The organism is Citrobacter sp. wls613 (genome assembly GCF_005281195.1).
GTDB lineage: Bacteria > Pseudomonadota > Gammaproteobacteria > Enterobacterales > Enterobacteriaceae > Citrobacter > Citrobacter gillenii.
The window spans coordinates 31,763-55,434 of sequence record NZ_SZXN01000034.1 but is presented as its reverse complement, the minus strand read 5'-3'; the positions used below and the strand labels follow the sequence as shown (position 1 = coordinate 55,434).

General features: G+C 56.1%; 22 protein-coding genes. 11 read left to right on the top strand and 11 right to left on the bottom strand.

What is annotated here, in order from left to right:
- Both ansA and sppA read right to left on the bottom strand, forming a co-directional pair.
- Window positions 1-606, bottom strand: a 606-nt coding sequence (gene ansA, locus FDX01_RS23505; protein WP_249360875.1) for an asparaginase, incomplete at its 3' end; no start/stop codon positions are given.
- Between the two features lie 56 nt (window positions 607-662).
- Window positions 663-2,519 carry a signal peptide peptidase SppA gene (gene sppA / locus FDX01_RS04900; protein ID WP_096757297.1) on the bottom strand — a complete coding sequence of 619 codons (1,857 nt, stop codon included), beginning with the start codon at window positions 2,517-2,519 and terminating at the stop codon, window positions 663-665.
- A gap of 173 nt (window positions 2,520-2,692) precedes the next feature.
- On the opposite strand from sppA, the gene FDX01_RS04895 reads away from it, so the two are divergent.
- From FDX01_RS04895 to FDX01_RS04885, 3 genes are all read left to right on the top strand, one after another.
- Window positions 2,693-3,244 (top strand): NAD(P)H nitroreductase, encoded by a 552-nt coding sequence (locus tag FDX01_RS04895; RefSeq protein ID WP_096757296.1) that lies wholly within the window; start codon window positions 2,693-2,695, stop codon window positions 3,242-3,244.
- Window positions 3,245-3,360: 116 nt separating this feature from the next.
- On the top strand, window positions 3,361-4,404 hold the full coding sequence (gene selD / locus FDX01_RS04890; RefSeq protein ID WP_137399334.1) for a selenide, water dikinase SelD: 1,044 nt from the start codon (window positions 3,361-3,363) through the stop codon (window positions 4,402-4,404).
- Window positions 4,405-4,408: 4 nt separating this feature from the next.
- A complete protein-coding gene (locus tag FDX01_RS04885; RefSeq protein ID WP_117342974.1) occupies window positions 4,409-6,349 on the top strand; it encodes a DNA topoisomerase III in 1,941 nt (646 codons plus the stop codon).
- Between the two features lie 18 nt (window positions 6,350-6,367).
- Here FDX01_RS04885 and gdhA read toward each other — a convergent pair whose 3' ends face one another.
- Window positions 6,368-7,711, bottom strand: coding sequence for an NADP-specific glutamate dehydrogenase (gdhA, locus tag FDX01_RS04880; protein WP_096757292.1), 1,344 nt, complete (start codon window positions 7,709-7,711; stop codon window positions 6,368-6,370).
- Between the two features lie 237 nt (window positions 7,712-7,948).
- Here gdhA and FDX01_RS04875 point away from each other — a divergent pair, with 237 nt between their 5' ends.
- Window positions 7,949-8,224 (top strand): YnjH family protein, encoded by a 276-nt coding sequence (locus FDX01_RS04875; RefSeq protein WP_137399333.1) that lies wholly within the window; start codon window positions 7,949-7,951, stop codon window positions 8,222-8,224.
- On the opposite strand, the gene FDX01_RS04870 is transcribed toward FDX01_RS04875, so the two are convergent.
- On the bottom strand, window positions 8,190-8,597 hold the full coding sequence (locus FDX01_RS04870; RefSeq protein ID WP_137399384.1) for a pyrimidine (deoxy)nucleoside triphosphate diphosphatase: 408 nt from the start codon (window positions 8,595-8,597) through the stop codon (window positions 8,190-8,192). The genes FDX01_RS04875 and FDX01_RS04870 overlap by 35 nt on opposite strands.
- 79 nt (window positions 8,598-8,676) lie before the next feature.
- Here FDX01_RS04870 and FDX01_RS04865 point away from each other — a divergent pair, with 79 nt between their 5' ends.
- Window positions 8,677-9,246 (top strand): carboxymuconolactone decarboxylase family protein, encoded by a 570-nt coding sequence (locus FDX01_RS04865; RefSeq protein ID WP_117342976.1) that lies wholly within the window; start codon window positions 8,677-8,679, stop codon window positions 9,244-9,246.
- Window positions 9,239-9,862: a CDP-alcohol phosphatidyltransferase family protein gene (locus tag FDX01_RS04860; protein ID WP_115258687.1), complete on the top strand. Its 624-nt coding sequence runs from the start codon at window positions 9,239-9,241 to the stop codon at window positions 9,860-9,862. Before FDX01_RS04865 ends, FDX01_RS04860 begins: the two co-directional genes overlap by 8 nt.
- Window positions 9,863-9,869: 7 nt before the next feature.
- Here FDX01_RS04860 and FDX01_RS04855 read toward each other — a convergent pair whose 3' ends face one another.
- The 7 genes from FDX01_RS04855 to xthA all read right to left on the bottom strand — a co-directional run bounded on the left by FDX01_RS04855 (window position 9,870) and on the right by xthA (window position 16,993).
- The gene (locus FDX01_RS04855) at window positions 9,870-11,177 is read right to left on the bottom strand and encodes a sulfurtransferase (RefSeq protein WP_137399332.1); all 1,308 of its coding nucleotides are present in this window, start codon (window positions 11,175-11,177) and stop codon (window positions 9,870-9,872) included.
- An 88-nt stretch (window positions 11,178-11,265) separates the two neighbouring features.
- Complete coding sequence (locus FDX01_RS04850; protein ID WP_137399331.1) at window positions 11,266-11,898, bottom strand: ATP-binding cassette domain-containing protein; 633 nt, start codon at window positions 11,896-11,898, stop codon at window positions 11,266-11,268.
- Entirely contained in the window at window positions 11,898-13,433 is a 1,536-nt protein-coding gene (locus FDX01_RS04845) for a thiamine ABC transporter permease (protein ID WP_137399330.1), read from the bottom strand. Before FDX01_RS04845 ends, FDX01_RS04850 begins: the two co-directional genes overlap by 1 nt.
- Window positions 13,406-14,575: an ABC transporter substrate-binding protein gene (locus tag FDX01_RS04840; RefSeq protein WP_137399329.1), complete on the bottom strand. Its 1,170-nt coding sequence runs from the start codon at window positions 14,573-14,575 to the stop codon at window positions 13,406-13,408. The genes FDX01_RS04845 and FDX01_RS04840 overlap by 28 nt, the downstream gene beginning before the upstream one ends.
- Window positions 14,576-14,602: 27 nt before the next feature.
- Window positions 14,603-15,310 (bottom strand): TVP38/TMEM64 family protein, encoded by a 708-nt coding sequence (locus FDX01_RS04835; protein ID WP_137399328.1) that lies wholly within the window; start codon window positions 15,308-15,310, stop codon window positions 14,603-14,605.
- A complete protein-coding gene (locus FDX01_RS04830; protein ID WP_249360874.1) occupies window positions 15,307-15,951 on the bottom strand; it encodes a TVP38/TMEM64 family protein in 645 nt (214 codons plus the stop codon). The genes FDX01_RS04835 and FDX01_RS04830 overlap by 4 nt, the downstream gene beginning before the upstream one ends.
- A 235-nt stretch (window positions 15,952-16,186) precedes the next feature.
- Window positions 16,187-16,993, bottom strand: coding sequence for an exodeoxyribonuclease III (gene xthA, locus FDX01_RS04825; RefSeq protein ID WP_115258681.1), 807 nt, complete (start codon window positions 16,991-16,993; stop codon window positions 16,187-16,189).
- A 444-nt stretch (window positions 16,994-17,437) separates the two neighbouring features.
- Between xthA and FDX01_RS04815 the strand changes: the two genes are divergently transcribed.
- From FDX01_RS04815 to astE, 5 genes are read left to right on the top strand one after another with little or no spacing between them, the layout of a single operon-like run.
- Window positions 17,438-18,658 carry an aspartate aminotransferase family protein gene (locus tag FDX01_RS04815; protein WP_096757281.1) on the top strand — a complete coding sequence of 407 codons (1,221 nt, stop codon included), beginning with the start codon at window positions 17,438-17,440 and terminating at the stop codon, window positions 18,656-18,658.
- A complete protein-coding gene (astA, locus tag FDX01_RS04810) occupies window positions 18,655-19,689 on the top strand; it encodes an arginine N-succinyltransferase (RefSeq protein WP_096757280.1) in 1,035 nt (344 codons plus the stop codon). Before FDX01_RS04815 ends, astA begins: the two co-directional genes overlap by 4 nt.
- Complete coding sequence (gene astD / locus FDX01_RS04805; protein ID WP_137399327.1) at window positions 19,686-21,164, top strand: succinylglutamate-semialdehyde dehydrogenase; 1,479 nt, start codon at window positions 19,686-19,688, stop codon at window positions 21,162-21,164. The genes astA and astD overlap by 4 nt, the downstream gene beginning before the upstream one ends.
- Window positions 21,161-22,504 carry an N-succinylarginine dihydrolase gene (astB, locus tag FDX01_RS04800; protein ID WP_115258678.1) on the top strand — a complete coding sequence of 448 codons (1,344 nt, stop codon included), beginning with the start codon at window positions 21,161-21,163 and terminating at the stop codon, window positions 22,502-22,504. Before astD ends, astB begins: the two co-directional genes overlap by 4 nt.
- Window positions 22,497-23,462: a succinylglutamate desuccinylase gene (gene astE / locus FDX01_RS04795; protein WP_137399326.1), complete on the top strand. Its 966-nt coding sequence runs from the start codon at window positions 22,497-22,499 to the stop codon at window positions 23,460-23,462. The genes astB and astE overlap by 8 nt, the downstream gene beginning before the upstream one ends.
- Window positions 23,463-23,672: the final 210 nt, after the last annotated feature.

The following is a 23,672-nucleotide window of genomic DNA, read 5'->3' as shown; positions in this document are numbered from 1 at the left end:
CAGCTCGCCCGCACCGTGCGGCGCGGGCGGGGTGCCCAAACGACGGATGTGGATCCCGGCTTCCAGTAAAGGTGCAAGGTTAGGTGAAGCGAAGGCGTCAAAACCGTCGGCGTGCGCTTTGGTAGTGCGGTTACCACGATACAGTCGGTTATTGAAGAACAGAGTGACTTCATTGATCGGATAATTGGCCGCAACGTACAACGCATTCAGCAAATTGATTTGTCCGTCTGAACGTAGCTCAGCCAGCGGGATTTGTGACCCTGTCACAATAACCGGCTTGCCCAGATTCTCCAGCATAAACGACAGCGCCGAGGCGGTGAACGCCATGGTGTCGGTGCCGTGCAGAATCACAAAACCGTCGTATTCGTCGTAGTGAGCTTTAATATCTTCCGCAATATGCTGCCAGTCCTCTGGCGTCATATCGGAGGAATCCATCAGCGGGACATATTCGTGAATGGTGAAGTCTGGCATCTCTGGGCGGTGGAATTCAGGCATCAATGCCAGTTGACGCTGAAGATGGCCGGAAACCGGAATGTAACCTTGTTCTGAGCGCTGCATACCGATGGTACCGCCGGTATAGGCAACGTAAATCGATTTCTTCTGCATGACTTTTCTTCTGTCTCAAAGAAAAACCCCTCTTCATCCCGAAGAGGGGTCAAGAGTTAGCGGACGTTGGCGCAGGTCAGGCAGAACGCATAACGGTTCTGCGGGTCGTTAAACGCGGCCAGCTTATCACTTTCGGTTTTTACCACGCTTGCCGCAGAGGCCAGTGGTGCCGGGAGCATGGCCTGAATGGCTTCTGGTAGCATAGCGCGAACGGAACCAGACATGCTGTCCATGACCATATCAACGAACGTGGGCTCGTCCTGATAATACTCAATGTGCCATTGTTTCAGTTTCGCCAGTTCTGCCGCTTTTGCTACAGCGTCGTCGAAATCGCCGAGACTGTCGACCAGACCATTCGCTTTTGCATCCTGACCGGTCCAGACGTGGCCCTGGGCGATTTTATCAATCTGCTCTGGCGTTGTCTTACGTGCATCCGCGACCAGCGTGATGAAGCGCTTATAGCCGTTCTCGATGCTCAGTTGCATCATCTGCTGCACTTCCGGCGGTAACGCTTTGGTGACGGAAATATCGGCCAGCGGCGAGGTCGCCACACCGTCGGTATGTACACCAATGGAATCGAGGCTGTTTTCAACGGTGTTGATCACGCCAAAGATGCCGATGGAGCCGGTCAGGGTGCTGGGGTTCGCCACAATGTAGTTTGCCGGGGTTGAGATCCAGTAACCGCCGGAGGCCGCCATGCCGCCCATGGAAACCACCACCGGTTTACCTGCCGCTTTTGCTGCAGCCAGCTCAGCGCGGATCACTTCCGAGGCGCTGACGCTGCCGCCTGGGCTGTTAACGCGCAGGACAATGGCTTTTACCTTCGGATCGAGACGCGCTTCACGGATTTGTGCCGCAGTGGTGTCGCCGCCGACGTTGCCCGGTGTTTCTTCTCCGTCCATGATCGCGCCATTGGCGAAGACTACGCCAATGCTGTCACCGGTATCCGCCGGGGTTTTTAGCGTGTAATCGTAATAGCTGACGGCACTGTAGTTCTTCTCTGTTTTGCTCCAGCCAAACTGTTTAGTCAGCAGTTTTTCCACTTCAGCGCTGGAGGCGAGAGCATCGACCAGTTTATTGTCGAGGGCGTACTTCGCGGTGTCGCCACCCACTTTCGTCAGGCCGTCAAGCATCGCCTGTGCGCCCGGGAACACTTGCTGCGCCGGGATCTGGCGGTTAGCGGCAACGGTATCGAGATAGTTCTGCCACAGCTCGCCAATCCAGCGACTGTCGGCTTCACGTGCGGCCGGGGACATATCGTCGCGAATAAACGGCTCGACGGCGGACTTATAGGTACCGACGCGGAAAACGTGGGTGGAGACTTTTAGTTTATCCAGCAGAGACTTGTAATACAGACCGTTGGTCGCAAAGCCGTGCAGGTCAACCGAACCCTGCGGGGAGAGCCAAATTTTGTTGGCAAAGCTTGCGAGGTAATACTGTCCCTGGCTGAAGTTATCGCCCACGGCAAAGACCGGTTTTCCACTGTCGCGGAATTCGCGCAGTGCTTTGCCGATATACTGCATGGACGGCTGATCGGCCCCGGCAAAGTTTTTTAAATCCATCACGATGCCGGTGATGTTGCGATCGTCTTTTGCCTGGCGAATGGTGTTAACGATATCGAACAGTGAGTTTTCTTGCAGGCGATCGGAACTGGCGCCAAACAGCTGACGTCCGATGACACTTAAGCGGCTGGTGCTCGAGGGCTTATCGACAATAACGCCGGAGATATCGAGCAGCAGTGCGCCACGCTCCGCGTGTTCGCTGGAGGTGCTACTGCTGACCTGCATCCAGATCCCCACGCCCACCAGGACCAAAAAGATAAAGAACAGGTTCAGTACACATTCGCGGACGAAATTCAGTATTCGCCACGTCCATTTAAAAATTCCGGCAATAAAACGCCACAGGGTTCGCATGTATTCTCCCTACCGATGAACAACACGCCCCCCGTTTTACCGGAGAAGGCGTTAAGATGTGGCTATCGTAATGACCCGGCAGGCAATTGTCAGCAGGAATCACCGCCGGCGCTGTAACAAAATCCGCTCACGTGTTAATTTTGTGAACAAATTTCATTGTTGGAGTTAAGCAAATGGATGCACTCGAATTACTTCTTACCCGCCGTAGCGCTTCTCGTCTTGTTGAACCCGCTCCCGTGGGTGAGCAACTGCAAAATATCCTGCGGGCGGGGATGCGCGCCCCGGATCACAAATCGCTGCAGCCGTGGCGTTTCTTTGTGATTGAAGGTGCAGGGCGTGAGCGTTTTAGCGCCGTGCTCGAAAAAGGGGCTATTGCCGCAGAGGGCGACGAAAAGGCTGTCGAAAAAGCGCGTACTGCGCCGTTTCGTGCCCCGCTGATTATTGCGGTGGTGGCGAAATGTGAAGAAAGTGACAAGGTTCCACTGTGGGAACAGGAAATGTCAGCGGGTTGTGCGGTAATGGCCATGCAAATGGCGGCGATTGCGCAAGGCTTTGGCGGGATCTGGCGCAGCGGTGCTTTAACCGAAAGTGCAGTGGTGCGCGAGGCATTTGACTGTCGTGCGCAGGATAAAATTGTCGGCTTCCTCTATCTGGGCACGCCACAGCTTAAAGCATCCACCACGATTAACCCTGCCGATCCGAGCGCATTCGTCCAGTATTTCTGATTTCAGCGGCTAAACTGTCTGGATTATGAGCAAAGACACCCGAATTCAGACAGTCACTCTTACCACATCATGGAATGAGCGCTACCATAGCCCGATTGCAATGACAGGAGATGTCCATGAGCGAGCACGCTATTCGTTTAACGCAATACAGCCACGGAGCCGGTTGCGGTTGTAAAATTTCCCCCAAAGTGCTGGAAACCATCCTGCACAGCGAGCAGGCGAAATTTGTTGATCCGAATTTACTCGTGGGGAATGAAACCCGCGACGACGCGGCCGTGTACGATCTGGGTAATGGTACCAGCGTTATCAGCACCACCGATTTCTTTATGCCGATAGTCGATAATCCGTTTGATTTTGGCCGCATCGCCGCGACCAACGCCATCAGCGATATCTTCGCGATGGGTGGCAAACCGATTATGGCTATCGCGATTCTGGGCTGGCCGCTCGATAAGCTGGCACCGGAAGTCGCCCGTGAAGTGACAGAAGGCGGGCGTTTCGCTTGTCGCCAGGCCGGCATTGCGCTGGCGGGCGGTCACTCTATTGATGCCCCGGAGCCGATTTTTGGTCTTGCCGTGACGGGCGTGGTCCCGACCGAGCGCGTGAAGAAAAACAGCACCGCAGAAGCGGGATGCAAGCTGTTCCTCACCAAGCCGCTAGGCATTGGCGTGTTGACCACCGCCGAGAAAAAATCGCTGCTTAAGCCTGAGCATGTTGGGCTGGCGACGGAAGTGATGTGCCGCATGAATGTTGCGGGCGCAGCGTTTGCGGACATTGAAGGCGTGAAAGCCATGACCGACGTGACCGGTTTTGGCCTGCTGGGACACCTGAGCGAAATGTGTCAGGGCGCGGGCGTTCAGGCGCAAATCGTTTACCAGGATATTCCAAAACTACCTGGTGTTGAAGAGTACATCGCGCAGGGCGCAGTGCCGGGCGGCACGCAGCGTAACTTTGCCAGCTACGGGCATCTGATGGGTGAGATGCCGCAGGCGGTACGAGACCTGCTGTGCGATCCCCAAACCTCCGGCGGCCTGCTGCTGGCGGTAACACCGGAATCTGAGGCTGAAGTGAAAGCGGTTGCCGCGCAGTTTGGCATTGATCTCACCGCGATTGGTGAGCTGGTTGAAGCACGTGGCGGTCGCGCCATGGTTGAGATCCGTTAATTCGATGCGGTTGTTTATTGCCGAAAAACCGAGTCTGGCGCGCGCGATTGCCGATGTGCTCCCTAAGCCACATCGCAAAGGTGATGGCTTTATTGAATGCGGAAATGGGCAAGTGGTGACCTGGTGTATCGGTCACCTGCTTGAACAGGCGCAGCCAGACGCCTACGACAGTCGCTATGCACGCTGGAGTCTGGTCGACTTGCCGATTGTACCGGAAAAGTGGCAACTGCAGCCGCGTCCCTCCGTCACCAAACAGCTCAACGTCATCAAGCGCTTTCTGCATGAGGCCAGTGAAGTCATTCACGCGGGAGACCCCGATCGTGAAGGACAGCTGCTGGTCGATGAAGTGCTGGATTACCTGCAACTGGCGCCGGAAAAGCGGCATCAGGTACAACGGTGTCTGATTAACGACCTTAACCCACAGGCGGTGGAGCGGGCAATTTCTCGTCTGCGCGCCAACAGCGAGTTCATCCCGCTGTGCGTTTCGGCGCTGGCGCGAGCGCGTGCCGACTGGCTGTACGGCATTAATATGACGCGCGCCTATACCATTCTTGGGCGTAACGCGGGTTATCAAGGCGTGCTGTCCGTGGGGCGTGTGCAGACGCCGGTGCTTGGTCTGGTGGTGCGCCGTGATGAAGAGATTGAAAACTTCGTCGCCAAAGATTTCTTTGAGGTCAAAGCGCATATCGTCACACCTGCCGACGAGCGGTTTACCGCTATCTGGCAGCCGAGCGAGGCGTGTGAACCTTATCAGGATGAAGAAGGGCGCTTACTGAACCGTACGCTGGCGGAGCATGTGGTGAAACGCATCAACGGTCAGCCAGCGATAGTCACCAGCTATAACGATAAACGGGAATCAGAATCCGCACCGTTGCCGTTCTCACTGTCGGCGTTGCAGATTGAAGCCGCTAAACGCTTCGGACTGAGCGCGCAAAACGTGCTCGATATCTGCCAGAAGCTGTATGAAACCCACAAATTGATTACCTATCCGCGTTCTGATAGCCGCTATCTGCCGGAAGAACATTTTGCCGGTCGCCATGCGGTGATGAATGCGATTAGCGTGCACGCTCCGGATTTATTTCCGCAGCCTGCGGTTAATCCCGATACGCGTAATCGCTGCTGGGACGATAAAAAGGTTGATGCGCACCACGCGATTATTCCCACTGCGCGTAGTTCATCCATCAATTTGAATGACAATGAAGCCAAGGTGTACAACCTGATTGCGCGTCAGTATCTGATGCAGTTCTGCCCGGACGCGGTATTCCGCAAGTGCGTCATTGAGCTGGATATTGCGAAAGGCAAATTTGTTGCTAAAGCCCGTTTCCTGGCGGAAGCCGGGTGGCGTACGCTGCTGGGTAACAAAGAGCGCGACGAAGAAAACGACGGCACACCGTTGCCGGTGGTGGCTCGTGATGACGAACTACTGTGTGAAAAGGGCGAAGTGGTGGAACGCCAGACCCAGCCGCCGCGCCATTTTACCGACGCGACGCTGTTGTCGGCGATGACCGGGATCGCACGGTTTGTGCAGGATAAAGATCTGAAAAAGATCCTGCGCGCCACCGACGGACTGGGAACGGAGGCTACGCGCGCGGGGATTATCGAACTGCTGTTTAAGCGCGGGTTCCTGGTGAAAAAGGGCCGCTATATACACTCGACGGATCCCGGAAAGGCGCTGTTCCATTCGTTGCCAGAAATGGCAACGCGTCCGGATATGACCGCGCACTGGGAGTCGATCCTGACGCAAATCAGTGAAAAGCAGTGCCGCTATCAGGACTTTATGCAGCCGCTGGTGGACACGCTGTATCAGCTGATTGACCAGGCTAAACGTACGCCAGTACGCCGATTCCGCGGGATAACCGCGCCGGCTGGCGTGGAGAAGAAAAAGAGCGCGCCGCGAAAACGTCCGGCGAAAAAAAGCCCGCCTTCAGAGGAGGCAGGCCTGTAATGCGGTCATGACTGATGATTAAATCACACCCTGGCCCAGCATCGCGTCGGCAACTTTCACGAAGCCAGCAATGTTGGCGCCTTGCACGTAGTTGGTTTGTTTGCTTTCACCACCGTACTCGACGCAGGCGTGGTGAATATCCAGCATGATGTGGTGCAGGCGCGCATCCACTTTCTCCGCTTTCCAACCCAGACGCGCGGCGTTCTGCGCCATTTCCAGGCCTGATGTCGCCACACCACCGGCGTTGGCGGCTTTACCCGGCGCAAACAGTACGCCCGCTTCGAGGAACAGATCGGTGGCTTCGATGGTGGTCGGCATGTTTGCGCCTTCCGCCACGGCCTTGACGCCGTTGGCAATCAGCATCTGCGCAGCGTCCACATCCAGTTCGTTCTGCGTAGCGCACGGCAGGGCGATATCCACCGGCACTGACCACGGTTGCTTACCTTCCAGATAGGTCAGGCCAAACTCACGGGCGTAATCCGCCACGCGGCCATCGCGGCTGTCTTTAATGGCACACAGACGCGCCAGTTTCTCTTTCGTGAAGCCACTCTCGTCAACCACGGTACCGCTGGAGTCGGAGGCGGTCACCACACGGGCACCAAACTCCATGGCTTTCTCAATGGCGAATTGCGCCACGTTACCGGAGCCGGAAACGGCGACACGCATGCCTTCAAAGCCCAGACCATGGCGCTTAAGCATTGCTTCGGTGAAGTACACCAGGCCGTAGCCGGTCGCTTCCGGGCGGATCAGACTGCCGCCGAACGACAGACCTTTACCGGTAAAGACGCAGGCGCTGTTGTTGGAGAGTTTTTTCATCATCCCGGCCATAAAGCCGACTTCACGACCGCCCACGCCGATATCACCCGCCGGAACGTCAGTGTCTGGTCCTAAATGACGGAACAATTCGGTCATCAGGGACTGGCAAAAACGCATCACTTCGCCTTCGCTTTTGCCTTTTGGATCGAAATCGCTCCCGCCTTTACCTCCGCCCATCGGCAGCGTGGTGAGGGCGTTTTTAAAAGTCTGCTCGAAGCCAAGGAATTTCAGGATCGACAGGTTTACCGACGGATGGAAACGCATGCCGCCTTTGTAAGGACCAATCGCCGAGCTAAACTGTACACGCCATGCGCGGTTAACCTGTACCTGATTACGATCGTCCAGCCAGACCACGCGGAACTGGATCACGCGCTCAGGTTCAACCAGACGTTCCAGCAATGACATTTGACGATAGCGCGGGTTTTGTTCGAGGAACGGCCACAGCGTCGTCATGACCTCACGAACGGCTTGCGCGAACTCGGTTTGATTCGGGTCGCGCTTTTGCACATGGTTGAGAAATGACGCCAAAGAACATGTCTGATCCATAGATATAAGAACCTCTTATGTATTGATATGGTTATATTTTTGATGTTTATGTTATGTGTTGTGCAGTTTTTGACTATAACATCAGCAGTGTGACGGGACGCAAGAAAAAATTAACCCCGCTAAGGAAATTAATATTGCGGCGTAGGTCATAACTAAAAACGATGCGGGAAGGGACTAAAGTTTCTGCCGGTTTATACCGTTATACTGAGCATAGAGGTCAGTTTAAAAGGAAAGAGTATGCGCCGTTTTATCATGGCAGGTGCGCTGGTTATGCTCTCCAGCACGGCACTGGCAAATCAGCTTTATCGCCCGGATGTGCAGGTTAATGTGCCGCCAGAAGTGTTCAGTTCCAGCGGTCAGCGGGCGCAGCCCTGTAATCAGTGCTGCGTTTATCAGGATCAAAACTATTCGGAAGGCGCGGTGATCAAGGCTGATGGCGTGCTGTTGCAATGCCAGCGCGATGAGAAAACGATCGGCACTAATCCGCTGGTCTGGCGTCGCGTAAAAGAATAAACGCCTGTAAGAGCGGGATGTCGGCAGGCGCCAGCGGATACGTCAGCGCCTCTTCAGGTAGGCACCACACCAGTTGCTGATGCTCGTGCGCGTGCAGTTCGCCCTGATAATCTGGCACATGCCATGCATGCAGATGGATAATCCGGCCTGATACTTCGCGTTGATGGCTGGCAACGTACTGCCCAACAATCGCCTCAATGCCGAGTTCTTCGTGCAGTTCACGCCTCAGCGCCTGCGGCTGGCTCTCGCCGGGCTCTACCTTACCGCCGGCAAACTCCCACTTACCCGGCTGATCCGCATGCGCCGGGCGCTGAGCGAGTAATATTTTGCCATCACGTTCAAGGATAGCGGCGACCACGTCGAGGGTTTTCATCATATTCATCAAGATCTAACAGCAGAAAGTGACATACTATCGCTATCTTTGTTTTATCTAAAGTATTCAGGAGTCACCGTTGAACGATCCTCAGGCGTGGGTAAAACCGTTGACGCGTATCCCTTCCAGTTTGAAACCGCTTGTCGCGACGCAGAAAAAACATTACGGCGACGTGCTGCATCCCACGCGCTGGTGGGGGCGTATGCCGTTTCTGTTTTGGCTGGTCGCGCTGTTTGTCGGATTTCTGGAGCGTAAACGGGCGCGATTAACCCCGGTGATGCGCGCGCTGTTGATGACGCGGGTGTCGCAGGTGTGTCATTGCGCGTTCTGCGTGGATGCCAACAGCTTACGGCTGGCCGAACGCAGCGGTGCGCTGGATAAAGTGTTACAGGTGGCGAACTGGCAATCGTCTGCACTGTTTAGCGCAGAAGAGCGCGTGGCGCTGGCCTATGCGGATGCGATGACTGCCACGCCGCCGCGCCTTGATGATGCGCTGAAGACGCAAATGCAGCAGCATTTTACCGATGACACGATTACCGAAATGACCGCGCTGATTGCCTTTCAAAATCTCTCGGCACGCTTTAACGCCGCGCTGGATATTCCTTCGCAGGGATTGTGCGACAGTTTCAAAGGACGGCCACATGCTTGACCGCCATCTTCATCCGCGGTTAAAACCGCTGCTACATCAGTGCGCTCGCATGATTGATAAGCCCGGTATTTCGCCGGACGGTCTGACGCTCTTCGGTTTCGCTATTGGCGTGCTGGCCTTGCCGTTTCTGGCATTAGGCTGGTATTCGGCGGCGCTGGTCGCCATTGTGCTTAATCGTCTGTTTGATGGGTTGGACGGCGCGCTGGCGCGGCGCAGGGGACTGACCGATGCCGGCGGATTCCTCGATATTTCACTCGATTTTCTGTTTTACGCGCTGGTGCCGTTTGGCTTTATTCTGGCGGCACCCGAGCAGAATGCGCTGGCGGGCAGCTGGCTATTGTTTGCGTTTATCGGCACCGGCAGTAGTTTCCTGGCCTTTGCCGCGCTGGCGGCGAAGCATCAGATTGATAACCCCGGTTATGCGCATAAATCGTTTTATTATTTAGGTGGGTTGACCGAAGGCACCGAGACGATATTGCTGTTCGTGCTGGGCTGTCTGTTCCCTGATTATTTTGCCGTGCTGGCGTGGGTATTTGGTGCGCTGTGTTGGCTGACAACGTTCACGCGGATCTGGAGCGGATACCTGACGCTGAAATCGGTCCAGCGTCAGGAATAATCAGCGATTACTTGCTGGTGTCCGGGCCGCGCTCGCCGCTGGCTACCGGGTTCTTCGGATTGCTGCTCCACTCGAACCAGCCACCGTCGTACACCGAGACGTTTTTCCAGCCCATCGCACGGGCGTACATAAACGTCTCCGAGGCACGCCAGCCGGTACCGCAGTAGAAGGAAACCTGCTGATCCGGCAAGATGTTCCACTGTTTCCACATTGCGGCGATATCGTCTGCGCTGCGCATGGTGCCGTCCGGGTTATGGAAATCTTCCATATGCGTGGAGTCGCTGCCCGCATGACCCCAACGAGCCCCCGCAATTTCACCTTTTGGTTTAATGTAGCTGTAACCGCTGGTGGTGCCGACAAATTCCGGCCACGAACGAATGCTGACCAGCGACGCATCCTGACGATGCAGCAGGCCACGCGCCTGTTCCATATCCAGCATCAGCTGCGGCTGGGCAGGGATCGTCGCGCCAAAATCAGGCTCCGGTTTAACCGTCGGTGCCGTGCCGCGTTCGACCGGTAATCCTGCGTCGGACCACGTCTGCCAGCCGCCGTCGAGCAGGCGAACATCTTTCACGCCCGCGTACAGCATGATCTGTGCGACACGCGCCGCCGCATAGACATCACGGCCATACAAAATCACCGTCGTGTCATGACGAATACCGTGTTTAGCCAGCATCGCTTTGAGCTGCGCGTCGGAGACTTTGTTCCACAGCGGTTCGCTTTCGACTTCGTTGGTATCAATGTATCCGGCACCCGGAATATGACTGAGCAGATAGAGCTTCGGTGCCCCCCAGGCCGCTTCAATGACTTTCCAGTCACCGGCCGGTTTGGCGGTGACGGCTTTGCCTTGTTGCAGGTCGTGTAGCCACTGCGGATAGACCAGCTGTTCGAAGTGCGGTAGGCGCTGCAATCGCGCGGGATCCTGCAGTGCATCGCTGAGCGTGGAAAGCTGACTAAAGCCCACTTTCTGCAGACGCGCTTTAACGGCCTGCATGTCGCTTTCGCTGCCATACAGCGCTACCGGTGCATCGGTTTTTAACTGATGTTGCTTAACCCAGGCGGTGAGTTGCTCGTCGTTCATGTTGTCGAGCCAGGCGGCAGACAGGTTCAGGGCGGCAGGTTCATGGCCGGAAGGGCCATTAAGCGATTGCGGCCAGCCGTTATAAAACGCACTTTGACGGGTATCGATTGCCGCGCCTTGTTGCTGCTGTAACTGGTGGAGGGTGAGCGTCTGTGCTGTTTCAGCAGCCCAGGAAGAAGCGCAAGCGAGCCCTAAAGCCAGTGCCAGCGCGGTCATTTGAGAAACACGTTTCATCGAATAGCCCGACGTTGAAAAAAAGAAGACGACATTCTGTGCCGCCAGCCCGATAAAATCATTGCGTTAACGCAGCATATCGCCACATTCACGCCCAGTTTGCCATCTGCAAAACGCGGCCCGCGGGCGGAACGTCCTGCGCGTCATGGGTAACCTGCACCACGGGAATACCCAGCTTGCGCACTTCGGCAAAGACCCACTGGCGAAACGCGTCGCGAAGCGAGGTGTCCAGTCGGCTAAAGGGTTCATCCAGCAGCAGCGCCTGTGGTTGTGCCAACAGCGCGCGCAGCAGAGCGATACGCGATCGTTGCCCGCCGGAGAGTGACGCCGGATCGCGATGATAAAACCCCGCCAGCCCGGCACGCTCAAGGGCGCGCTCGACCTCATCGCGTCTGGCCGATCCTTTCAGACTTGCGGGGAGTGCCAGCAGCAAATTTTGCCCCACGCTGAAATGGTCGAACAGCAGGGCATCCTGGAACAAAATGCCAATCTGGCGCTGCGCCGTGGGCAACGAGTCGATGCGCCGGTCGTTAAGCCACAGCTCGCCACCCGCCTGAAACGTTGGAGAAAGTGCGCCAATCATCCACGAGAACAGCGATGATTTGCCGCTGCCGGAGGGACCCATAATAGTGACAATGTCACCTTTGTTGACCTCGAAATTGGCCTCGTTGAGCAGAACGCAAGGCCCCAGATGTAGCGAAACATTTTTCACAATTAGCATTAGCGGAGTCCTTGTCGACAGCGGCCAACCCATGCGGAGAGTAATGCTGACAGTGCGAAAACCAACAGCGGCAGCAGCAGTTGCCAGAGCGCCTGTGACGCAAGCCGTGCCGCGCTGCCGCCGCTGCTCAATGCAACGGCCTCGGTGGTCAGCGTGGGAAAGCGTCCGGCCCCTAACCACAGGGTCGGCATATACTGGGCGATACTGACGGAAAATCCCACCGCGAAAGCAATCAGCGCCGGGCGCAGCAGCAGCGGACATTTCACCTGCCAGAAGATGCGCTCCCGCGACCAGCCCAGCGTCTGCGCAATCAACATTAACCGTGGATCAATTCGCTGCCACGCCGGTTTGAGGATAAACAGCATCCACGGTGTGACCCACAGCAAATGTCCCCAGACAACCGTCAACAACTGACCATCCAGCTGTGCGTGTAGCGCCAGCGTATATTGTCCGGTGACCAGCGGGAGTGCAGGCAGGATAATCGGCAGCCAGACCCAACGATGTCCGCGCTGTGGTCCCCATTCCAGCCATAGCAACAGCGTGATTAATGCCAGTGCGCTGGCAATCATTCCCACTTGCAGGCTGGTGAATAACGTCTGGCTATCGATGAATGAATACTGTGCAACCAGGGCCAGAACCAGCAGGCAGAATACGCCGCTTACGGGCACCAGTTGCGCCAGTGAGCGCCCCAGTGGATAGGATGAAGAACGCTGGCGCTTCCCGCTAATCCCCGGCAGGGTACGCCGCCAGCTGCGCCAGAGCAGATAACCAACCAGCGCATACACACACAGCAGCAGTACCAGCAGCAGGCTGGCGAGCGAGCCTTTTATCTGTTGGTCGGCATCGCCCTGAGTGAGCCATTGCCAGCTCAACACCGCAAGCGTTGGCGGATTGCCCGGACCCAGCACGATCGCCACATCCACCGCCGACAATGACCATGCAGTGGCCGCCAGCATCACTTTTCCCAGTGCCGGTGCGATGGCGGGTAAGACCAACCAGTTGAGGCATTGCAGGCGGCTATATCCCAGCGAGTCCAGCACGGTCACCTGCCGGGCAAGCTGCTTTTCACTGAGCAGGGCCGAGAGTACCCATAACAAAAAAGCGCTCTCTTTGACGGCTAGCGTCAAGCCCAGACCGATCCCGTAGCGGTCTGCCTGTGGGGTAAGAAAAGGCAACACGCGGTACAGCAGACCGCCTTCGGCAAACAGCAACAGGACGCTGGTGGCAAACGCGACGTGCGGAATCGCCAACAGCCACGGCAGCCGGGTGCACAGCCGCGCCCAGCCCGCGCCGGGCCACATGGCGAGGATCGCCAACAGGGCAATGACCAACGCACCGAGGGTCGCCAGCGTCACGGAAACCAGCGTCGCCATCAGCGCCTGCGGCAGCTGGGGATCGGCAAACAGCGCCAGCCAATAAGTGATGGAGAGCGCAGGTGTGAAAAGTGCGATGGCGGCAGGTACCAGCGGCAAATAAATCACCGCCATGACGCCCCATATCAGCAGGATTAATGCGTACCGTAACGGCGTAGCCATTCTTGTTCCAGTACGTTTACCCAGGCCGCATGGGGTTCAGGAAGCACGGTGGGTAATCCTTTAGGGATCCGTGCCTGCAGAGCTTCACGTTGTGCCGCAGGTAATTTTTGCGGGTCGAGAACCGAAGGGTCGCCCCAGTAGGCGGGATCGGCTTTACGCAGTTGCGCCTCCGGAGAGAGCAGGAAGTTGGCGACGACTTTCGCCCCTGCGCTGGCGCTGGCGTTAGTCGGGATCGTGACAAAATGCACGTTGCCAATCATGCCTTGCGTAAAACCAAAGCTGTAGCTGTTTTTGGGCAATTCACCGCTGGCCACTTTTTGTTGCGCGTGCGCGGGGTTAAAGGTCAGCGACAAGCGCAGTACGCCGTTGTTCAGCAGCGTATCCATTCGTGCGGGCGTAGGCGGGAAGTCTTTACCTTCACGCCATAAAAACGGATGCAGCGTGTCAAGATACTGCCACAGCGGAGCCGTAACATCAGCCAACGTCGCGGTATCGGGCGCCATTTTTAACGCTTGTGGTTGGGTAGTAAGCGCCATCAGCAACTGCTCAAGAAATGCCGTCCCGGTAAAATCCGGGGGGCGCGGGTAGGTCACCGTACCAGGATGCGCTTTGGCAAATGCCAGCAGCGCCTGCGGGGTTTGTGGTGGCTGTTCGGTCACATCACGGTTAGCGATAAAAGTAAGCTGCGCGCCTCCCCACGGTGACTCGGCTCCCTCTGTAGGGATGGAGAAGTCTTCGCTGACAGGCTGCAGGGTATCAACGTAGCGCCAGTTGGGTAGCGTCTGCGCCCACTGCGTTTGCAGCAGGTTTGCCTCTTTCAGCGTACGGAAGTTTTCACCGTTCACCCACAGTAAATCGACAGAGCCGCCGGTTTTACGCCCGGAAGCGGCCTCTGTTTGAATACGCTTAACCGCGTCGGCAGCATCGGCCAGACGCACGATTTTCAGGTTAATGGCGTAATGTGTTTTCATCTCGCCGCTTACCCAGTCGAGATATTGGTTCACTGCGTTATCGCCTCCCCAGGCGTTGAACCACACCGTCTGGCCACGGGCGTCGTTTTTGATCTGCTGCCAGCTGTGATCTTGCGCGAAGGTCGCCAGCGGAGAAAACAGCAAACTCAGGCACAATAAGCAATAACGCATACACTCTCCAGTTGTTAAGGGGGGGCCTCAGACGTGTTTTCTGTGCCGTTCAAGATAAATGCTTCTCGCCACGGAGATAACCACAGTCAGCGCAAATAATACAAATAGCCCGGTCACGAACCAGAATGTTCCTCCGGTTAACAGGCTGCCGGCCCAGGAATAGACGAGAGTCGCGGGCAGCTGACCGACGCCGGTGGCGAGGAAAAAATGACGAAAGCGGATCGATGTCAGACCGGCGGCGTAACTGACCGGATCAAAGGGAACGAAAGGTAACAGGCGACAGACCAGAATAGTGTGTTTGCCGTAGCGTGCAAAAAAGGCGTCCATGCTATTCAACACCGTTTTTCCGGTCAGCTTTTCCACTGTGCTACGGCCAAAAACACGGGCGATGAAAAAGCATAGCGCCGCGCCAGCCATTGCGCTGGTCCAGGAGAGTACGCCTCCCCAGAATGCGCCGAACAATGACGCATTGGCAAAGGTGATCACAAACGCCGGAAGCGGGGCGATAATGGCTTGTAAGATCATTAAGCAAAACGATACCACCGCAGCCTGAGCACCGTATGACCGAATGAGATTTTCAATGGCGTGCTGGTCAACCGTGGCGAATGCCGCCAGGCTGTGACTGACAAAATCACTGACGCCGGGCACCCATACCCAGGCGATCGGCGCCAGCAATAACAGGAGAATCAGCCCGGTCCGGCAATAGCGTATGACGTGCGGTTTGTTCAGCTTCATGATTTATCGGCTAACTCACGTTGGACAGAGGGATCAATACGCTTCACGCGGGCCCAGGCTTTGGCTGCCTGTACCAGGGTAAATAAAATAATGCCAGCAATACTGAGTTTAACCATAAACGCCAGGGTGATGCCGTCGCTGACGAGTTCATGCGACATGAGCGTATAGATGAACAGGCCGGGGAAGGTGGTGAGTGTAGAAATGACGGTGAATGACCAGAATGGGATGGCGGTCAGCCCGTAGGCATAATTTTGAATGTTGTACGGGAATAACGGCACCAGGCGGGTGAGGATCAGAAAATCGCTACCACTTTGGGCAATGCCTTTTTCTATCGCCTGGAAGGCGGCCGTATGCCCGACATATTTCAGCAGCAGATCGCGACCCAGCCAGCGGGCAAGTAAGAACGACAGCGCTGAGGCCACGGTGGCTGCAAACAGCGATACAAGCGTCCCCACCAGCGGGCCAAACAGGATACCGCCGACGATCACCAGTATGCTGCCGGGTATCAGACACAGCGCAGCGACGATAAACAGCAGAATGTACAGCACGTAGCCGTATATGCCGCTCTGGCGGATGAGATCTTGTAAAAGGTGGAAATGGGTTATCAGGCCACTCAGGCCAGAATAATGGAGAACGCCCACCAGGACACAGAGGAGTAGCGCAACGATCAGCAGTCTGTATTCTGCTTTATGCGAACTTCTTTTTCATGGGGGTCTCCTGTAATACCGAGGGTAATAACGCGTTTCGCCAGCGAAAGTGCGCGCGAAGATATAATAAATCCCCGTTGGCAACAATGTATTACCGTGGTTTTTTTGATTTTGCTCAGGCTACACCGACTCTCCAGGCAAGGCCCGGAGAGTGACAACGCTCAGGCGATCAGACGCGGAATTTGGCCCATACCGGCGCATGGTCGGACGGTTTTTCCATACTGCGGATCTCATAGTCGATGCCGGTTTCTTCGCAGCGCTCCGCCAGCGGGTTGCTCGCCAGCAGCAGATCGATACGCAGACCACGGTTATCGTCAAAGCCTTTTGAACGGTAATCAAACCACGAGTACTGGTCGGCGGTGTCCGGGTGCGCGTGACGGAACGTGTCCACCAGACCCCATCCCATCAGTCGTTCCATCCACTCACGCTCTTCCGGCAGGAAGGAGCACTTGCCGGTACGCAGCCAGCGTTTGCGATTCTCTTCACCAATGCCGATGTCCAGATCGGTCGGGCTGATATTCATATCCCCCATGATCAGCACCGGATTGTCGCGCTTCAGTTCAGTCTCCAGATAGTTTTGCAGGTTCTGATAAAACGCGGCTTTGGCCGGGAACTTCAGCGGGTGGTCACGGCTTTCGCCTTGCGGAAAATAGCCGTTAATCACGGTGATATTCCCCAGTGGAGACGGGATTTCGGCCATGATAATACGGCGCTGAGCTTCTTCGTCATCGTTCGGGAAGCCACGACGCACCGAAATGGGCGTTTCTTTCGTCAGCAGCGCGACGCCGTAATGGCCTTTTTGACCGTGATAGAAAACGTTGTAACCCAGCTTTGCGACCTCTTCGAGAGGGAACATGTCATCGTGGACTTTTGTCTCCTGCAAGCCGATCACATCCGGTTGGTGTTTTTCGACAATGGCTGCCAGTTGATGAGGACGGGCACGCAGGCCGTTGATATTAAAAGAGACAAATTTCATAGTCGCTGCCACTTTGCAAGATGAATAGTGCAAGGATGGTAGCAGAATTTCCGCAGGCTGACTGCTTCTTGTCACCTGATTCCAACAATGATTGCTAATGGCGTTAACGATGGGGCAAAAACTGCACTGTTTTGGCGCGATACGCGTCAGAATGGGGCAATAATTTCCGAAAAATTTCGTATACGATCACAATTCCAGAATTATATTTGGCGACTGAATAGAATTGCGTTTTTTCCTCTAATTATTCACCCCGCTGGCGAACGCATTCACTTTATATGCACATATGATGAATATTGATGGTTCGTAACTTATTGATATTTCGTTGTCTCATCGTGTTTATGCATATTTTTTGCTGGCTGGCACGAACCCTGCACTCTACATTTACACCGCAAACACTATATTTATTAACATATAAATAACTTTTTATTTACCGTAGAGGTCGCTATGTCTCTGTCAGTTACGCGTGAAAATTTTGATGAATGGATGATGCCCGTATACGCACCGGCTCCTTTTGTGCCGGTTCGCGGTGAAGGCTCGCGACTGTGGGATCAGCAGGGCAAAGAGTATATCGATTTCGCGGGAGGCATTGCGGTTAACGCGCTGGGTCACGCACACCCGGCTTTGCGCGAAGCATTAAACGATCAGGCCGGTAAATTCTGGCATACCGGAAATGGCTACACTAACGAGCCGGTACTGCGGCTGGCAAAAAAACTGATTGATGCCACCTTTGCCGAGCGTGTCTTCTTCTGTAACTCCGGCGCAGAAGCCAACGAAGCGGCATTAAAACTGGCGCGTAAATATGCTCACGACCGTTTCGGCACGCAGAAAAGCGGTATCGTCGCGTTTAAAAACGCCTTCCACGGTCGCACGCTGTTTACTGTCAGCGCCGGGGGCCAGCCGGCCTATTCGCAGGATTTTGCGCCATTGCCGCCGGATATCCGCCATGCGGTGTATAACGATCTTGACTCTGCCAGCCAGCTGATTGATGACACCACCTGTGCGGTTATTGTTGAGCCGATTCAGGGGGAAGGTGGCGTGGTGCCTGCGACAAAGGCCTTTTTGCAGGGACTGCGCGAACTCTGCGATCGCCACAATGCGTTGCTGATTTTTGATGAAGTGCAGACTGGCGTGGGACGTACCGGCGAACTGTATGCCTATATGCACTACGGCGTGACGCCGGATCTGCTGACCACGGCCAAAGCGCTGGGCGGTGGGTTCCCTATTGGGGCGCTGCTGGCTACCGAACCATGCGCAAGCGTTATGACGGTGGGTACGCATGGCACCACTTACGGCGGAAACCCGCTGGCTTCTGCGGTGGCCGGAAAACTGCTGGAGATCGTTAACACGCCGGAAATCCTCACTGGCGTAAAACAGCGTCACGACTGGTTTGTGGAGCGTATTAACGCCATTAACGAACGTTTTGGATTGTTTAGTGAGGTTCGTGGACTGGGCCTGCTGATCGGCTGTGTGCTGAATGCGGAGTTTGCCGGTAAAGCGAAGCTTATCTCGCAAGAGGCGGCCAATGTCGGCGTGATGGTGCTGATTGCTGGCGGTAACGTGGTGCGTTTTGCACCTGCGCTGAACGTTAGCGAAGAAGAGGTTGCCAGCGGACTGGATCGCTTTGCGCTGGCCTGCGAACGTATTAAAGCAGGAGGTTCATCATGATGGTGATCCGTCCCATTGAACGCGCCGATATTACGGCGTTGATGCAGTTGGCCAGTAAGACCGGCGGTGGGCTGACCTCGCTTCCGGCTAACGAAGCCACGCTGATGGCGCGTATTGAGCGTTCACTGCAAACCTGGCAGGGCGAACTGCCAAAAAGTGAGCAGGGCTACGTTTTTGTACTCGAGGACAGTGCCACCGGTACCGTGGCCGGGATCTGCGCGATTGAAGTGGCGGTCGGGCTAAACGACCCCTGGTACAACTATCGCGTCGGGACGCTGGTCCATGCCTCGAAGGAGTTGAACGTCTATAACGCGCTGCCGACGCTGTTTCTCAGTAACGATCACACCGGCAGCAGCGAACTTTGCACCCTGTTTCTTGATCCGGACTGGCGTAAAGAGGGCAACGGCTATTTGCTGTCGAAATCGCGCTTTATGTTTATGGCGGCATTCCGCGACCGGTTTAATGAAAAAGTGGTGGCCGAGATGCGTGGCGTGATTGATGAACACGGTTACTCCCCGTTCTGGCAGAGCCTCGGCAAACGCTTCTTTTCGATGGAGTTTAGCCGTGCCGATTTTCTTTGCGGCACCGGGCAAAAAGCCTTTATTGCCGAATTGATGCCCAAGCATCCTATCTATACCCACTTCCTGTCGGATGAAGCGCAAAGCGTGATTGGCGAAGTGCATCCGCAAACGGCACCGGCGCGTGCGGTACTGGAGAAAGAAGGCTTCCGCTATCGCAACTATGTCGACATTTTCGACGGCGGACCGACGCTGGAATGCGATATCGACCGGGTGCGGGCGATTCGGAAAAGCCGGTTGGTGGAGGTGGCTGAAGGCCAGCCCGCGCCGGGCGAGTATCCGGCCTGTCTGGTGGCGAATGAAAACTACCATAACTTCCGCGTCATGCTGGTGCGCGCCGATCCGCATACCCAGCGGCTGGTGCTGACGGCAGCGCAGCTGGATGCCCTGAAGTGCCATGCGGGTGACCACGTCCGTTTCGTTCGTCTATGTGCAGAGGAGAAAACAGCATGACTTTATGGATAAACGGCGACTGGGTAACGGGCCAGGGCGAGCGTCGGGTTAAAACTAATCCGGTGGGCGGCGATGTATTGTGGCAAGGCCATGATGCAGATGCTACGCAGGTGGCGCAGGCATGCCGCGCCGCACGTGCGGCGTTTGCGGGCTGGGCCAGGCAACCCTTTTCCGCGCGCCAGGCGGTGGTGGAAAAGTTCGCCACATTGCTGGAGAGCAACAAAGCCGAGCTGACGACCATTATCGCCAGAGAAACCGGAAAACCACGCTGGGAAGCAGCCACCGAACTGACAGCGATGATCAATAAAATCGCCATTTCCGTAAAGGCGTACCACACGCGTACCGGAGAGCAACACAACGAATTACCCGACGGCGCGGCGACGTTACGCCATCGTCCTCACGGTGTGCTGGCGGTGTTTGGTCCGTATAACTTCCCCGGCCATCTCCCCAACGGTCATATCGTTCCGGCGCTGCTGGCGGGTAATACGCTGATTTTTAAACCCAGTGAACTGACGCCGTGGACCGGTGAAGCGGTGACTAAACTGTGGGCGCAGGCGGGACTCCCTGCGGGCGTGCTAAACCTGGTGCAGGGTGGGCGCGAAACCGGGCAGGCGCTAAGCGCGCTGGAAGATCTCGACGGTTTGCTGTTTACCGGTAGCGCCAATACGGGTTATCAACTGCACCGACAGCTCTCCGGTCAGCCGGAAAAAATCCTCGCGCTGGAGATGGGGGGCAACAACCCGTTAATTATTGAGAACCCGGAAGATATTGATGCCGCCGTGCATCTGACTATTCAGTCGGCGTTTGTCACCGCCGGGCAGCGTTGCACCTGCGCCCGCCGTCTGCTGGTAAAAAAAGGCGCGCAGGGCGATGCGTTTCTGGCGCGCCTGGTTGAGGTCAGCCAGCGTTTACTGCCCGGCAAGTGGGATGACGAGCCGCAACCGTTTATCGGCGGACTGATATCTGAGCAGGCGGCGCAACATGTCTGTGATGCCTGGCAGCGTCTTGAGGCGTTAGGTGGCCGTACGCGGCTGGCGCCGCGACGGGTAAAAGCGGGCACGTCGCTGCTGGCACCGGGCATTATCGAACTCACCGGTGTGGCCAACGTGCCGGATGAAGAGGTATTTGGTCCGCTGCTCGGCGTCTGGCGTTATGACAGTTTCGACGAGGCAATAAGCCTTGCGAACCACACCCGATTTGGCCTGTCATGCGGATTGGTCTCACCGGATCGCAATCAGTTTGACCAGCTGTTGCTGGAAGCGCGGGCGGGCATCGTTAACTGGAATAAACCGTTGACCGGGGCGGCGAGTACGGCACCGTTTGGCGGAGTGGGGGCTTCAGGAAACCATCGTGCCAGCGCGTGGTATGCCGCAGATTACTGCGCCTGGCCAATGGCGAGTCTGGAGTCACCGGCATTAACATTGCCGACGACGCTGAGCCCAGGTCTGGATTTTTCTCGTGGAGAAAAGCGATGAAAGCGCGTGAGGTCAATTTCGACGGGTTGGTGGGACTGACCCACCATTATGCGGGGCTGTCGTTTGGCAATGAGGCCTCGACCCGGCACCGTTTTCAGGTGTCGAATCCCCGTCTGGCGGCGAAGCAGGGCTTATTAAAGATGAAAGCGCTGGCAGATGCCGGGTTTCCTCAGGCGGTGATCCCGCCGCATGAACGTCCGTATATTCCGGTTCTGCGTCAGCTCGGCTTCAGCGGTAGCGATGAGCAGATCCTGGAAAAGGTGGCGCGTCAGGCGCCACACTGGCTTTCCAGCGCCAGCTCGGCCTCGCCGATGTGGGTGGCGAATGCGGCCACGGTCTGTCCTTCGGCCGATTCACTGGATGGGAAAGTGCATCTGACGGTGGCGAACCTGAACAACAAATTCCACCGTTCACTGGAAGCGCCGACTACCGAAGCTTTATTACGGGCGATATTCCGTGATGAGCATGCTTTTGCGGTCCACAGCGCGCTACCTCAGGTGGCTCTGCTGGGTGATGAAGGGGCGGCCAACCACAATCGCCTTGGCGGAGATTACGGTGCACCTGGCGTGCAGCTGTTTGTTTACGGTCGCGAGGAGGGGAATGTGTCACAGCCGAGGCGCTACCCGGCCAGACAATCGCGTGAGGCCAGCGAAGCGGTGGCGCGGCTGAACCAGGTTAATCCGCATCAACTTATCTTTGCCCAGCAAAACCCGGACGTTATCGATAGTGGCGTGTTCCATAACGACGTGATCGCGGTATCGAATCGCCAGGTGCTGTTTTGCCATGAACAGGCATTTGTCCGACAGCAGGCGCTGTTGAGCCAGCTACGCGCTCAGGTTGATGGGTTTACGGCGCTGGAAGTACCTGCTGCAGAGGTGTCGGTGGCGGATGCGGTGGCAACGTATCTGTTTAACAGCCAGTTGTTGAGCCGTGATGATGGCTCAATGATGCTGGTTTTACCACAGGAGTGTCGGGAGCACGCGGGCGTGTGGCGCTATCTGAACGGTCTACTGGACGCGGATAATCCGCTTGACGACCTGCGAGTATTCGATCTGCGTGAAAGTATGTCCAACGGCGGCGGTCCGGCATGCCTGCGACTGAGAGTGGTGTTAACGTCACAGGAACTGCAGGCGGTGAATCCGGCGGTAATGATGAACGACACGTTGTTCAATACGCTCAATAACTGGGTCGATCGTTACTACCGGGACCGGCTTACTGCCGCAGATCTTGCTGACCCCCAGCTGTTACGTGAAGGGCGCGAAGCGCTGGATTCGCTGACGCAACTGCTCAATCTCGGCTCGGTGTATCCTTTCCAGCAGGAGCGGGCGATCTATGGATAACTTTCTGGCCCTGACCCTCGCGGGAACCTCGCCGGATATCACCCACGGTGAGGCTCATGGTTTTAACTGGCGGTGGACAGGGCACGGGATGCTGGAGTTGACGCCGGTCGCCGAGGTTGATCGTTCGCTGGTGATCTCTGCAGGTATTCATGGCAATGAAACGGCACCGGTTGAGATGCTGGATGCGCTGCTGTCCGCGCTTTTTCGTGGCGAGTTGACGCTGACATGGCGGTTGCTGGTGATTCTGGGCAATCCGCAGGCGCTGGCTGAGGGGAAGCGCTATTGCCATAGCGACATGAACCGTATGTTTGGCGGGCGCTGGCAGATATTTGTCGAGAGCGGTGAAACGCGGCGCGCCCGCGAACTTGAGCTGTGCCTGGAAGCGTTTTATTCGCGCACCAGGGAGTCCGTGCGCTGGCATCTGGATCTGCACACCGCCATTCGCGGTTCGCATCATCTGCGCTTTGGCGTACTGCCGCAGCGCAACGTGCCCTGGGACGAAGGGTTTCTATCGTGGCTGGGGGATGCGGGACTGGAGGCGCTGGTTTTCCATCAGACACCGGGCGGGACATTTACCCATTTCAGTGGCGAGCATTTCGGTGCGCTGGCCTGTACGCTGGAGCTGGGTAAGGCTCTGGCGTTCGGGCAAAACGATTTGACGCAGTTTGCTCACACGGCGGAGGCGTTGGCGGCTTTGTTGCAGGGTGAGCGTGCATCATCAACGCAAACCACGCCGCTGCGCTATCGCGTGGTGTCGCAAATCACGCGACACAGCGACGATTTTATTCTTCATATGGACAATCAGACGCTGAATTTTACCCCTTTTAACGAGGGCACATTGCTGGCGCAGGACGGCGATGCGCGTTTTGTTGTTACTCATGATGTTGAATATGTGCTGTTTCCCAACCCAAATGTGGCCTGTGGTTTACGCGCGGGGCTGATGCTGGAAAGGTTATAATCAATATCTTTCCCTCGGGTTTATCTCCGGGGGGTATTTTTTTGTGTGCGCTTTCATTATTACGGATTATTCCTGGTAAGTTGCTTTATTAATAATCAGGCTTCAGGTATAGTTCTCCATAATCCTTTCAAAATCATCCTGTTGTAATATTTTATTTCAACTCTGCGCAATTTATTCTTTTTTTCTCCATAATTGATGAGAATTTGTTTT